Raw genomic sequence first — 13,228 nt, forward strand, 5'->3', positions numbered from 1 at the left:
GCCCGAGAATGGAAATCCGGATCGCCAGCACCGCGCGGTCCACCTCGTTGGCCTCGCGCGTCAGCAGCACGGTGCCGAGATTCTGCTGCGCGTGTGCGATCGGCTCGGCCACCGTGATGAGCAGCTGGTGATGCGCGTCGCGTCGCACGAAGGGCGCGCTCTCCTGGCCGGGCTTGATGGCGGTGAGTTGTAGGGCCTCGCGCGCATCGGGCTGCCAGCCCAGCGTATCCGGGTTTTCCCCCGCCCCGGGGCTCAACACTTCGTCCGCCTCGCCGGTCAGCGAACCGGCCAGATGGTCGTAGAGAAAGCTGACCATCCGGTTGAACAGGCCGGGCGGCGGCGGGGCTTCGAGCGGCGCGGTGACGATTGCCCCGGTGGTGCTGGGATGCACGCGGGAATTGGCAATCAGCGTGCCGTCCGGTCCGTAGATCAGCGCCTGGGCGTTGGGCGTCGGCTCGGTCAGCTGGAACAGCAGCGGCTGGGCGAGGTCCGCGTCCAAAGCCGCCTGCCCGGCGGCATTGTTCTGCACCGCGCTTTGCGACAGCGCGCCGGCATAAATCTTCGCCTGCTCGCGCAGGGCCGCCACTTCGGCGGTCAGCAGCCCTTGCTGGTACTGGTCGAGATAAAAAAGCGCGGCGAAAATCAGCGCCACGGGGAGCAGGTTCACCAGCAGGATGTCGCGCAACAGGCGCGAGAGGCGCGGCCGCTTAGCCATGAGGGGTTCGGGTCCGCCGGCGGATCACGCCTCCTTGTACCGGTAGCCGATGCCGTAAAGGGTTTCGATCTGGTCGAACTCCTCGTCCTGGGTGCGGAATTTCTTGCGCAACCGCTTCACATGGCTGTCGATCGTGCGGTCGTCCACATAGACATTCTCGCCGTAGGCGGCGTCGATCAGCTGGTCGCGCGATTTCACCATGCCGGGGCGGGCGGCCAGTGCCTTCACCAGCAGGAACTCGGTCACCGTGAGCTGGATGTCCTGGCCCTTCCACAGGCATTGGTGCTTGGTCTCGTCCAAAGTGAGCTGGCCGCGGGTGATCACGCTGGCCGGCGCGACGCCCGAGCCCTCGGCCTTGGAGTTCTCGTTGCGGCGCAGCAGGGTGCGGATGCGCTCGATCAACAGCCGCTGGCTGAACGGTTTGGTGATATAGTCGTCGGCGCCGAGGCGCAGGCCCATCAGCTCATCCAGCTCGTCATCCTTGCTGGTGAGGAAGATCACCGGCATCGCCGACCGCGCGCGCAGCTTTTGCAGCAGCTCCATCCCGTCCATGCGCGGCATCTTGATGTCCAGCACCGCAAGGCTGGCCGGCTTGGCCAGCAAGGCCTGCAGCGCGGATTCACCGTCGGTGAAGGTCCGCACCTCGAATCCCTCCTGTTCCAGGGTCATCTGTACGGAGGTCAGGATGTTGCGGTCGTCATCCACCAGGGCAATCGTGTGTTTCATCGGCTGCAGCTCATGTTTCCGGGGTACGGCATTGGGTAAATATATCTGCATTGCAGATCATTGTGCAGAGAGGGAGTGACCGGATTATGGCAGCAAATCAAGAGCGCAATTTTGCCCGGGAGGCGGTAGCACTTCTGCGGGCCGCGCGCAGCGGCGCGCTGGCCACCGTTGCGGGCGGGTGGCCCCACGTGGCGCTGGTCACCCCGGCATTGGGTCCGGACGGTTCGGTGCTGCTCCTGCTCTCGGACCTTTCCGCCCATACAAGCCATCTGCGCGCCAACCCAAGCTGCGCCCTGCTCGTCACCGGCGCCGCGGCGGCGGAAAATCCGCAGACCGCGCCGCGCCTCTCGCTGCGCGGCACGGCCCGCCTGACCGAAAGCGATGCCGCACGCGCCGCTTATCTGCTGCATCATCCTTACGCCAAGCTTTACGCAGGATTTGCCGATTTTCATGTTTGGGCGCTTCAGCCCGAGGAGGCATATTACGTCGGCGGGTTCGCCGCGGCCGCCTCGTTGCCCATCGTTGCGTTGCAACAAGAGATTGAGACGATTCTACCAAATCGTAATGGTTGAAGCGGGCGTCACCTCTGCTAAGAAAAAGAGACAGAATAACGGCAAAACAAAAATTGTGAGGTAGCCACGGTGTCCCACGCGACCGATATCTCTCCCTTTCGTGATTCCGTTCCTTTGGCCGGCACCGGCATCCGCCTTGCCTCGGTGCTGCACGCGAACCTGACCGCGCCCGCTCTGGTTGCCCATGCGTTGCGCAAGGGTGAAGGCCGGCTCTCCGCCGAGGGGGCGCTGATCGTGCGTACCGGCATGCATACCGGCCGTTCGGTCGCCGACAAATTCGTCGTCGACGAGCCCGCCACCACAGGGGATGTGTGGTGGGGCAAGGTCAACCAGAAATTGCCCGAAGCAAAATTCGCCATGCTGAAATCCCGTGTCCAGGCCTATTTGCAGGGGCGGGAATTGTTCACCCAGGACCTTTACGCCGGAGCCGATCCCGCCAACCGCGTGCGCGTGCGCCTGGTGACCACCGGCGCCTGGCACGCTTTGTTCGCGCGCAACATGTTCATCCGCCCGCCGGCGGCGGAATTGCCGGGATTCGTGCCGGATTACGTGATTTTGCACGCCCCGGATTTTGAGGCCGACCCGGCGATCGACGGCGTGCGCTCCTCCACCGCCGTCGTTCTCTCCTTCGCGGAAAAGACGATTGTCATCGCCGGCACCGAATATGCCGGCGAGATCAAGAAATCGATCTTCACGGTGATGAACTGGATCTTGCCGCCGCGCGGCGTGCTGCCCATGCATTGCTCGGCGAATATCGGCCCCGACGGCGACACCGCTTTGTTCTTCGGCCTTTCGGGTACCGGCAAGACCACGCTCTCCTCCGAGCCGTCCCGCCGTTTGATCGGCGATGACGAGCATGGCTGGAGCGCTGAGGGCGTCTTCAATTTCGAGGGCGGCTGCTATGCCAAGGTGATCAATCTCAGCGCCGAGAACGAGCCGGAGATCTGGGCCGCGTCGCACCGCTTCGGCACCGTGCTGGAGAATGTGGTGGCCGACCCGCAGGGCCATCTGGACCTCGCCGACGCCACCTTCACCGAGAACACGCGGGCCTGCTATCCCGTTGAATTCGTGCCGAATGTCGCGCTTTCCGGCCGCGGCGGCACGCCCCTTCATGTGGTGATGCTGACCGCCGATGCGTTCGGCGTGTTGCCCCCGCTGGCCCGGCTGAACCCGGCGCAGGCGATGTACCATTTCCTCTCCGGCTACACGGCGCGCGTCGCCGGCACCGAGAAAGGCCTCGGCGCCGAGCCGCAGGCGACCTTCTCCACCTGCTTCGGAGCGCCGTTCCTGCCGCGCCACCCGGAAATCTATGGCAAGCTGCTGCAGGCGATGATCAAGCGCTACGGCACTTCCTGCTGGCTGGTGAATACCGGCTGGACTGGCGGCGCCTATGGCACCGGCAAGCGCATGTCGATCGCCCATACCCGCGCCATGCTGCGCGCCGCTTTGGCCGGCGAACTCGATCACGCCCGCTTCCGCACCGACCCGTTCTTCGGCCTGGAAATTCCCGAACATGTCGAGGGCGTGCCCGACGAAGTGCTCGACCCGCGCGTCGCCTGGCCCGACAAGGCCGCCTACGACAAGGCAGCCGCGGCGCTGGTGAAACGCTTCGCCGACAATTTCGCAACGTTCGCGCATCTGGTGGATGACGAAATCAAGGCCGGGGCGATCCGGGCGGTGGCTTAGGAAAGGGAAGGAAGGAAGCGCTACTTTTTGTGAACAAAAAGTAGCAAAAAAACTTTGTTATGCTGGGTCATGGGCTGTGTCGGCGACAACGCCCATGGCCCAGCATAACAAAAGTTTTTGCGGCGCTTTTTTCAAAAAGCGCCTGCTTACTTTTTCCTCGTACCGCTGACGAACGGGCTGTCCTTGACGTAAAATCGCAGCGGGCGGTGCGCATCCCGCGTCACGCCGATCCTGTTGCTCTGCGCGATTTCGCCCGGTTCGTGGCCGTCGCGTCCGAGCCATAGAGGGCCTTCCTGGCAAAGATCGAGCCCGTCGAGCGCGCGATCGATCCGCAGCGCAGCGGTGAGCCGTCCCGGTCCGCGCGCCAGGTCGCGCAAGCGCGTGACGCCGCGATTGCGCTGCATGATGGAAATGCCGTCGCTCGGTTCGAGCGCCCTGATCAGAACGCCGGCGCCGATCCCCGGCGTTTCGCTCGAGACGTTCAGCATTTGTGAGGTGCCATAGGCGACATAGACGTAAGCGTGTCCGCGTTCGAGAAACAGCGAACGATTACGCGGCGTCATGCCCCGGTAGGCGTGCCCGGCGGCGTCGCCGATGATGTACGCTTCGGTCTCGACAATCCGGCCGCTCGCGCGGCCCTCGGGCAGTTCCCGCACCATGATTTTGCCAATCAGGTAGCGGGCGAGAGCTTCCGTATCGACCGGCAGCGCCGTGCGCGTGAGCGGATGGAGGACGGCCACCGTTACGAGGGCATCCGTTCGACCCATTGTGCGCGCGACGGCCCCGGCTCGAACGGATCGGCGAAATACTGGGTCTCGCGGGCCACCTTCCCGTCGCGGAACTCCATGATGCTCACGGTGTAAGACGGACGCCCGTCATAGGTCAGCACGAATTCGGTGACCCAAAGGTCGCCGGCGCCGACGATCCGCCGTACATTGAAACGTTTCAGGTTCGGCTGCGCGGTGCGCGAGGCCTGAATCGCCTGCCGCCCGCGGAGGCGTTCGCCCGATTGCGGATATTCGAGCACCGCGTCGTCGCGGTAAATCTGATGCTCGGTCTCGAAGTTGTTGGCATCGGAAGCGGCCCAATGGCGCTCCAGTGCCGCCCTGATCTCTCGCTCTTCCATGTCACACCTCCATCAAATCTCCCGGGTCGTCGGTGAAAGCACCATTCTATCGATTTTGGCCCGTGACGGTGAAATCGCCACGGGCCCAGTTTACAAAAAGTTTTTGCGCCGCTTTTTTCCAAAAAGCGGCCACTTTCTTATCCGCTATGCTTTGCGGGCGATGAAGGTCGGCATCATGTTCGCCGTGTCCGGGATCACGCTTATGTCCGCGAAGCCGGCTGCCTCGAATTGAGAGATCGTTTCAGCCGTGCTGCAGAAGCTGCTCCAGCGCGGCTCGATCATTCCGTAAATACGCTGCGTCAGCATCAGCCCCGCCATGTCCACCTTGTCGAGCGCCCATTCGCTCGGCTTGGGCGCGCCGGGCGGCCATGTAAGCGCGCTGGTGATCAGGATGCCGCCGGACATCAGCATCTCTTGAAAGGAGCGGTAGAGCGCCACGCGGCGTTCAGGCTCGGCCACATAGATGTTGAGCCCGTTGCTCACGCAGATATCGTAGCGCGCCGCCGCGGTGGCGCCGAGCTCCCAGGCATCCACCTGGGCGAAATGGCAATGCGCCGACACGCCATATTGTGCGGCGAGCGCGCGGGCGCCTTCGAGCGCCGCCTCGTCGAGGTCGTAGCCATCCAGCGTGAACGCGCTTCCCTCCGGGAAGGGCAGCGACAGCACGTCGCGCATGAAGCCGCATGGGATCGAGGCGATGCGCACGCCCGGCTTGAGGTGCTGGATGAGGGCGGTCCGGAAATGCGCGTCGCGTTGGCGTGTCGCTTCCTGCAAGGGCAGGGTGAAGAACCGTTCCAGGCCGGCGATCGAGCGGTCGTTGCGGTAGCGGTTGATCATGTAGTCGGTCCAATCGCCATTCAGCCCGCCATTGACGATGAGATAGGCCCAGAACGGCGTGCCGGCGAGCGTGCCGAGGAGCGCGCGCAACTCGGCTTTCTCGGCGTCACTTGCGGGTGATGCGTCGATCTTCGCCTGGTTGGCGCTGAGCGCGGCCGCGAGGTCCGGGTAACGCGGCGCGTGTGAAAGAAGGTTCGTCATAAATCACCCTGCTATGATGTTGGCCGTCGGCTGGCCGTTTCGCCACCCTGCCGCGCTCATGGTGGATCGTCTCAGCCAGTGCAAGCACTGGCCGTTAACGGATTGCAACCATGTCATAATCCCGTGAAACCGAACATCACGGGCAATGGCCTTGGCGAATGCGCTGGCCTTGGTGTCGGTTTTTCCGGGGTTGCCGGCGGGCGCGTCGGCATCGCCGCGATAAGCGTTGCAAGCGAGCCGCATTCATCGCGTTTGACAGGACTAGCGCGGTCCTGTATTCGCCCCCTTAACTGCGAATAATTATTATTCGCAACTGAGAGGGGGCGCGATGTTTCCGATGAATACCAACCGGCGGAGCTGACTTCCGTTTGGAGTGCGACTGAGCGCGGTATGCCGCGCTTGAGGCCTGTCGCGGGTCGGACGCCGATGAAAAGCAGCAAATCCAGACGGAACCGACCGGGGGTTTATCCCGGCCGCATGCCGATCCGCGAATAAATGCCGACCATAACGCGACGTTAATTTTACTACTTTAACGGCGCCTTGCGGGCGTGGAAGAGTTCTGCGTGCTGAGCCTAAAGCCTAATGGGAAAGACAGATTTTGTTTCTATCCAGGCCCGTTCGCCAGAAAATCGACAAAAGCCATTCTCCTGGCGGCATCATGTTGGGTATCGATGACCCAATTCTCACCGGTCCAGGGGCAACTCCTGACGCCGGCGAAAAACGTGCCACCCTCGGGACCGCTGACGGCATTGGGACAAAATCTCGAAGACGAAGGCATCCGCCTCAATTCCCTGATATTCGATTCTTTCGAAAACAATGTCAGCACCGGAGAAAATCCCGGCGAGTCCGGCAATGACGTGTCGGTTTTTCTTGGCGCGGATTTCGATCTGGCCAAGCTCGCCGATCTTCCCGGCGCGACACTCCATGTTCAAGGCGGGTATTTTTTCGGGCGTGTGAATAACAGCGTGACCCGAGGCTGGCTGCAGGCCGCCTCCAGCGTGCTGGCCGGCTTGCCGTTCATCAACCGGCCCAGATCCTATTATCTCACCCGTTTCAGCTACGAACAGACATTATGCGCCGATCGCCTCGACATTGAAATCGGGCGCATCAATGCGAAACGCGCCTTCGACCTGCCGCCGCCGGGAAACTCGCTGTCCACGGACGATCCGGTTTTCGCCATGGATGGCGGTACGTCTCCGGCACCCTACGCGCATTGGGGCGCCCGCGCCCGGCTGACAGTAACGCCACGCTGGTCCGCCGGCTTTGGGACTTATCTTGTCGACACCAGTGAAAACCAGACCTTCGGCACGGATTGGCGGTTCGACCAGGCAAGCGGCGCGTTGTTCGTCTCCAACGTCGTCTACCAAACCGATTGGTCGCAATCTTCCTATCCGTCCCGGTTCGAGCTGGTGCCGTTCCATAATTCCTCGCCGGTCAAGGACCCGTTGCACCCATCGGCTCTGCATACAGGGGTCTACGGCATCGCCAGCCGGTTGCAGCAAACGATCTGGCGCAACAAGCTGTCCAAAAGCGTGGTGCCGCAGCATGTCGATCTGTTCGGGTCTGTCTCTTACACGCCAAACCCGTATGTCGTGGCGGCCAATAACCAGGAGGTCGGCGTCACCTTGTTCGGGTTGACGCCGGATGCCGCCCTGGATTCGATCACGGCCAAAATCGACCATCTCGGCCTCACGCAGCGCGCGATCGAGTTCGAGCGGCAGGCGCGTGTCGCGGCGGGCGGCCCGGATGTTTCAACCGGGACCGATGAGTATCGGCTGGAACTCAACGCCCATGTCGACCTGGCGCGCGGGATCGGGCTCGAGCCTGTCGCGGAATACATCGTCAATCCGGACACGAGCGGGAATCCGAATTCGGCGAAGGTTCCGAGGAACGGCTTCGTCCTGGCGCTGGCGCTGATCATTCATCCGAACACCGTGCTCGGATTGCCGCAGTCGTGAGGAAGGAAAGGAAGCACTACTTTTTGTGAACAAAAAGTAGCAAAAAAACTTTATTTACGCTGGGCCATGGGCGCTGTCGCCGACACAGCCTATGACCCAGCATAACAAAAGTTTTTGCGCCGCTTTTTTCAAAAAGCGGCTGCTTTCTTCCCTTTATTCCGACTTCAGATGCGCGATCAGCCGTTCGATCGCCGTAGGCTTGTCGATCTTCTCCAGCGCGGCGTATTCCGCGGCCAGGCGGTCCAGCGCGGATTCGTAGATTTGCCGTTCCGAGAAGCTCTGGTCCGGCTGGCCGGCGTTGCGGTGCAAGTCGCGCACGACTTCGGCGATGGCGGCCGGGTCGCCGGAGTTGATCTTCGCCTCATATTCCTGGGCGCGGCGCGACCACATGGTGCGCTTGATGCGCGCCCTGCCCTTCAGCACCGCGAGGACGTCGTCGAACTGCTTGCGCGAGGCGAGCTTGCGCAGCCCGGCGGTGCGGGCCTTGGTGGTCGGCACGCGCAGGGTCATGCGGTTTTCGTCGAAGGTGATATGGATCAATTCCAGCGTGTGGCCGGCGATTTCCTCGGTGGCGATGCGCTCGACCTTGCCGACGCCATGGGTGGGATAGACCACATAATCGCCGTCGACGAAGATTTCCGCCTTGGCCATGGCGCGGGGCGGCGCCATCGGGCGCATCGGGCCGGCGGGCACGCCGCCATGGATGACGGGGGCGGGCGCCGGCGCGGCGGCTTTCGGCTCCTCGGGCGCCGCTTCGGGGGGCTTGGCCGGCTTGGCGGCTTTCACGGTAGGCTTTTCAGTGGTCTTGGTCTTGGGAGTGGCATCCGTCGCCAGATCGTCGAGTTTGACGGCTTTTTTGGCCGCCATGGTTTTCTGCTTCTCGCTCATTCCCGCTCCACTGCAAATCGCAACTGCAAATCGCAAACCGGGCGCGACCCATGCCGCGCCCGGTTCTGATCCAGGGACTATAGCAGAGTTTTGGCCTCCCGTCACGGGCGGCCGCGAGTTGCCTTACGGCGTGCCGGGGTTTGGCGAGAGCAGCGCCTCTTTGCCGGGCTTGTCCTTCCATTCGTCGGCGTCGGCCGGGGCCGTGCCCTTGCGGGTGATGTTCGGCCAGATTTTGGCGAATTCGCGGTTGCGCTCGCCCCAGGCGGTGGCGCGGTCGTCGCTGTCGGGCAGGATCGCCTCGGCCGGGCATTCGGGCTCGCAGACGCCGCAATCGATGCACTCATCCGGGTGGATGACCAGCATGTTCTCGCCAACATAGAAGCAGTCGACCGGGCAGACCTCGACGCAATCCATATATTTGCACTTGATGCAGTTTTCGGTGACCACATAGGTCATCAGGCACTCTCCATGTGACATGTCGGCGCGCGCGTTGCGGCGCCAAAATTATGCGCCGGGTATGCGCGAGGCGTGGCGTTAACGCAAGCGAGGAGAGAAAGCGGCCGCTTTTTTGAAAAAAAGCGGCGTAAAAAACTTTTGTTATGCTGGACCCGAGGCGTTGAAATGGCATGGGCCCAAAGTAAACAAAGTTTTTTTGCTTCTTTTTGTTCACAAAAGAAGCGCTTTCTTAGGCTTCGCTTGAAACAATTTCCTTATACAGCATCTGCGCCAAAGGCGCGCTCTCGCGGCGTTTGGCGAGTGCGAGAATTTCGATCACCACCACGCGGTCGGCCAGCGGCAGGGTGAGGATGTCGCCGGGGCGCAGCCGCGCGTGCGGCTTTTCGGTCGGCTGGCGGTTGATGCGCAGATGGCCGCGGGTGATGAGCGCAGCCGCCACCGCCCGCGTCTTGCAGAACCTTGCATAGAACAGGAATTTATCCAGCCGCTGCCAGCCGGAATCCTCCTCGTCCATTCCTCTCCTACCGGACCACACGCCGCAGCGCGGCCAGGGCCGCGAAGGGGCTGTCAGGCGAGATCTCGACCGGCTCTTCCACCGGCTTGGGCGCGGCCTGTTTGGCCGGGCGGGCCGGGGGTTTGGCGCCGCCCGGCCCCGGTCTGGCGCTGGGGGCGTCGTGCCGCGGCGGCTCCATGCGGCGGCGGCCCAGCATCGGCGGCGCCGGCGGCCCATAATATTTTTCGCCCAGGGTCGCCGCCGGGATCACCCGGAAGCCCAGGACATGCAGCACCGGCGAGAGCTGGTCCGGCTTCAGCCCCATGCGCGAGCCGAGATTGGGTGGCAGCAGCACCGGGTGCTTGCGCACCAGATAATGCATCTCGCGCACCAGGCGTTCCGCCACGTCCAGCCGCACCATCACCGGGCCGGCCGGCAGCCAGCCCATGCTGAGGGCGAAATCGGCGCCCCAATTGGTGGGCATCGGCGCCGAGACCAGGCCGGGGGCCGGCAACTCGGGCGGGTTGCGGTCATGCCACACGCCCCAGAGCAGCGCGCGCAGCCGCGCCGCGCCCGGTTTCAGCACCGCCGGCATGTAGAGCGCGAAGCGCCCGGCATCCAGCCCGGCCTTTTTCAGCACTGGGCGCAGCTCGTGCGCCACGGGCTCGGCCGGCATCACGCCGGATTCCTCGCCGAGGCGGAACATGATCCCGCGCAGTTCCGGCGCCGGGTCTTCCATGGCGGTGAGCAGCGGGCCCAGGCGCTTGGCCATCTCGGCGGCCAGATAGGCGCTGAGCCGCGCGCGCAGCGTCTCGCGGGCCAGGCCGTCGAGAAATTCGGAATGGACGATCTCCACCGCCGGCTTCAGCAGGCTCGGGCCTTTGCGCAGCCTGGCGATCTTCGCCTCTTCCCACAGGATGTGGCGGTCGTCGGTGAGGCTGAACGCATCGTCGGCGGCGGTTTCCGCGCGGACGATGCGGCGCGGCATTTCCTGCCCCAGCGCTCTTCGTGCGGCGCGCAGCACCAGCTTTTTCTCCGCGCCCTGGGTGGCGGGGTCGGGATGGAACACGAACCCCTCCACATGGCCGACCTCATGGCCTTCCACCAGCACCACGCCGCGGGTGGAGACCACCGCCTGCAGCTCTTCCGCTTCTGAATCTTCAAGCCGTCTCGTCAAATGTGCTGCCCTCTTATCCACAAACCGCGCCATCAGCTTCACATGCAGCGTGTCGGAGAGTCTGTCCTCCACCTCGCGTGCACGCCTGGCCCAGGGCGTCGCGTCCTTCATCCAGTCCGCCCGGGCGGTTATATACGCCCAAACCCGGACATCCGTCAGCCGCTGCATCAACGTATCGATGTCGCCCTCGATCTTGTCCAGAGCTTCAATCTCCGCGCGTACCCAAGCCTCCGGCAAACCGCCGGCGTTGCGCAGGTGTCCGAACACCCGGCCGCAGAGTTTTACGTGCGCGTCCGTCGCCAATTTCCGGAAATCCGGGATCTGGCAGGCCTCCCACAGCAGCCTGGTCGCCGCCCGGCCCTGCGCCGCCTTGGCGATGTCGGCATCGTTGTGCAGCGCTGCCAGGGTCAGCAGATCGGTGGCGTCCTGGCCGCGCGTCAGGCCGGGCTTGGCCGGCGGTGCCATCAAACTGTCCAGCAGCGCCTGCACCGAGGCGAAATCCAGGTCCGAATTGCGCCAGCAGAGTTGTTCGAGCGGTTCGAAGGCATGCGTTTCCACCGCCGTGATCAGTTCCTCGCCGAGCGGCGGGCAATCGGCGGTGACGCCGAACGTGCCGTCGCGCATGCCGCGCCCGGCCCGCCCGGCGATCTGCGCGATCTCGCTGGCCAGCAGCATGCGGGGCCGGTGCCCGTCGAATTTCGTGAGGCCGGCGAAGCCGACATGGTCGACATCCATGTTCAGGCCCATGCCGATGGCATCCGTCGCCACCAGGAAATCGACCTCTTTTTCCTGGTACAAAGCCACCTGGGCGTTGCGCGTGCGCGGGCTCAAGCGGCCCATGACGACCGCGCAGCCGCCGCGCCGGCGGCGCACCGCTTCGGCGATCGCATAGACCTCCGCCGCCGAGAACGCCACCACGGCCGAGCGCGGCGGCAGGCGCGAGAGTTTCACCGGCCCCGCATAGGTCAGTTCCGAAAGCCGCGGGCGCGTCTCGATCTCGGCGTCCGGGATGAGTTTTTTCAGGAGCTTGCGGATGGTCTCGGCGCCGAGAAACATCGTCTCGACCATGCCGCGGGCATGCAGCAGGCGGTCGGTGAACACATGGCCGCGGTCCGGGTCGGCGCAAAGCTGGATCTCGTCCACCGCCAGGAACTCAACTTTGCGGTCCAGCGGCATCGCTTCCACCGTGCAGGAGAACCATTTGGCGCCGGGCGGGACGATCTTTTCCTCGCCGGTGATCAGCGCGACATTGCGAATGCCCTTGCGCGCCACCATCCGGTCGTAGTTCTCCCGCGCCAGCAGCCGCAACGGAAACCCGATGATGCCGGACGAGTGACCCAACAGACGCTCGATGGCCAGATGCGTCTTGCCGGTGTTGGTGGGGCCAAGCACGGCCTTCACCCGGGGAGAAAAGCCGGACATAGGCCAATGTTTAGGTCGTTTGTCGCGGAGAAGAAAGCGGCCGCTTTTTGAAAAAAGCGGCGCAAAAACTTTTGTTTATGCTGGGCCTGAGGCGCTGAAGCTGCACGGGCCCAAAGTAACAAAGTTTTTTTGCGCTACTTTTTGTTCACAAAAAGTAGCCCCTTCCTCACTTTTTCCTACGCCGCCACCGCCTCCGCCGCGCAGAAGACCCCGGCCAGCAGCACGGCTTCCAGAGCCAGGGCGGTGCCGAGGCCGAGATGGCTGGAGATCAGGCCGATCAGCACCGGCCCGAGCAGGAAACCCGCATAGCCGACACCGACCACGGCCGGCACGGCGTGATGCGCTTCCATGTCCTTGATCCGCGTGGCGGCGCTGAAGATCAGCGGCGCGATGTTGCCGGTGCCGAGCCCGACCATGCCGAAGCCGACGATCCCGGCAAGCCCGGAGGGCACGAACACCGCCAGCAGCAAGCCGGCGATGGCGATGGCGCACCCCAGCCGCGCCACCGCGACGGCGCCCAGGCGCATGGCCACCCGGTCGCCGAGCAGGCGCGTGGCGGCCGCGGAGACGGCAAAGGCGGCGTAGCCGAAGGTCGCGCTCGCGAGCGGCAAGCCGCGCGAGAAATGCAGGAAAATCGCGCTCCAGTCGGTGGTCGCGCCCTCGGTGAGGAAGGTGGCGAAGCAGCACAGGCCGAGCACCAGGCTGGCGCGGTTCGGCAGCGCGAAGGCCGGGCCGGCGGGCGTGTCCGCAATGTCGGGGATCAGCTTGGTCGCCTGGGTGAGGGCGGCCAGCACCAGCAGCGCGTCGAGCGTGGCGCAGGTGGCGTAGGAGAGGCCGGCGCGGAGCAGAAAGCTCGTCAGCACGGTGATGGCGAGGCTGCCCAGGCTGTAGCAGCCGTGGAAGCCCGACATTTGCAGCCGGCCGCTGAGCCGCTCGATCACCGCGCCCTGCGCGTTCAAGGCGACGTCCAG

At 64.1% G+C, this 13,228-nt stretch carries 13 protein-coding genes; 3 read left to right on the forward strand and 10 right to left on the reverse strand.

The genetic code is table 11. The features are described 5' to 3' along the window. Both VNC39_RS16095 and VNC39_RS16100 read right to left on the reverse strand, forming a co-directional pair. Nucleotides 1–715, reverse strand: a 715-nt coding sequence (locus VNC39_RS16095; RefSeq protein ID WP_325400672.1) for a stimulus-sensing domain-containing protein, incomplete at its 3' end; no start/stop codon positions are given. A gap of 24 nt (nt 716–739) precedes the next feature. Continuing rightward, the gene (locus VNC39_RS16100) at nt 740–1,441 is read right to left on the reverse strand and encodes a response regulator transcription factor (RefSeq protein ID WP_325400673.1); all 702 of its coding nucleotides are present in this window, start codon (nt 1,439–1,441) and stop codon (nt 740–742) included. A gap of 86 nt (nt 1,442–1,527) precedes the next feature. Here VNC39_RS16100 and VNC39_RS16105 point away from each other — a divergent pair, with 86 nt between their 5' ends. Together VNC39_RS16105 and pckA are read left to right on the forward strand one after the other, a co-directional pair. Further along, nucleotides 1,528–2,013: a pyridoxamine 5'-phosphate oxidase family protein gene (locus VNC39_RS16105; protein WP_325400674.1), complete on the forward strand. Its 486-nt coding sequence runs from the start codon at nt 1,528–1,530 to the stop codon at nt 2,011–2,013. A 69-nt stretch (nt 2,014–2,082) separates the two neighbouring features. Further along, nucleotides 2,083–3,699, forward strand: coding sequence for a phosphoenolpyruvate carboxykinase (ATP) (pckA, locus tag VNC39_RS16110; RefSeq protein ID WP_408840919.1), 1,617 nt, complete (start codon nt 2,083–2,085; stop codon nt 3,697–3,699). 146 nt (nt 3,700–3,845) lie between these two features. Here pckA and VNC39_RS16115 read toward each other — a convergent pair whose 3' ends face one another. The 3 genes from VNC39_RS16115 to VNC39_RS16125 form a co-directional block, all read right to left on the reverse strand. Further along, nucleotides 3,846–4,439, reverse strand: coding sequence for a DNA-3-methyladenine glycosylase (locus tag VNC39_RS16115; protein ID WP_325400675.1), 594 nt, complete (start codon nt 4,437–4,439; stop codon nt 3,846–3,848). Between the two features lie 2 nt (nt 4,440–4,441). Continuing rightward, the gene (locus VNC39_RS16120) at nt 4,442–4,825 is read right to left on the reverse strand and encodes a nuclear transport factor 2 family protein (RefSeq protein WP_325400676.1); all 384 of its coding nucleotides are present in this window, start codon (nt 4,823–4,825) and stop codon (nt 4,442–4,444) included. Nucleotides 4,826–4,969: 144 nt separating this feature from the next. Further along, complete coding sequence (locus VNC39_RS16125) at nt 4,970–5,863, reverse strand: class I SAM-dependent methyltransferase (protein ID WP_325400677.1); 894 nt, start codon at nt 5,861–5,863, stop codon at nt 4,970–4,972. A 671-nt stretch (nt 5,864–6,534) separates the two neighbouring features. On the opposite strand from VNC39_RS16125, the gene VNC39_RS16130 reads away from it, so the two are divergent. Next, nucleotides 6,535–7,821, forward strand: a complete 1,287-nt coding sequence (locus VNC39_RS16130) for a carbohydrate porin (protein WP_325400678.1) — start codon at nt 6,535–6,537, stop codon at nt 7,819–7,821. A gap of 153 nt (nt 7,822–7,974) precedes the next feature. On the opposite strand, the gene VNC39_RS16135 is transcribed toward VNC39_RS16130, so the two are convergent. The 5 genes from VNC39_RS16135 to VNC39_RS16155 all read right to left on the reverse strand — a co-directional run. Then, on the reverse strand, nt 7,975–8,709 hold the full coding sequence (locus VNC39_RS16135; protein WP_325400679.1) for a CarD family transcriptional regulator: 735 nt from the start codon (nt 8,707–8,709) through the stop codon (nt 7,975–7,977). Between the two features lie 123 nt (nt 8,710–8,832). Beyond that, nucleotides 8,833–9,165: a ferredoxin FdxA gene (gene fdxA / locus VNC39_RS16140; protein WP_325400680.1), complete on the reverse strand. Its 333-nt coding sequence runs from the start codon at nt 9,163–9,165 to the stop codon at nt 8,833–8,835. A 229-nt stretch (nt 9,166–9,394) separates the two neighbouring features. Then, nucleotides 9,395–9,679 (reverse strand): RNA-binding S4 domain-containing protein, encoded by a 285-nt coding sequence (locus VNC39_RS16145; protein WP_325400681.1) that lies wholly within the window; start codon nt 9,677–9,679, stop codon nt 9,395–9,397. Between the two features lie 7 nt (nt 9,680–9,686). Then, entirely contained in the window at nt 9,687–12,257 is a 2,571-nt protein-coding gene (locus VNC39_RS16150) for a helicase-related protein (RefSeq protein ID WP_325400682.1), read from the reverse strand. 176 nt (nt 12,258–12,433) lie between these two features. Beyond that, a partial coding sequence (locus VNC39_RS16155; protein WP_325400683.1) for an MFS transporter occupies nt 12,434–13,228 on the reverse strand: 795 nt, incomplete at its 5' end.

The organism is Acidocella sp. (assembly GCF_035535915.1).
In the GTDB taxonomy this organism is placed as follows: Bacteria; Pseudomonadota; Alphaproteobacteria; order Acetobacterales; family Acetobacteraceae; genus Acidocella.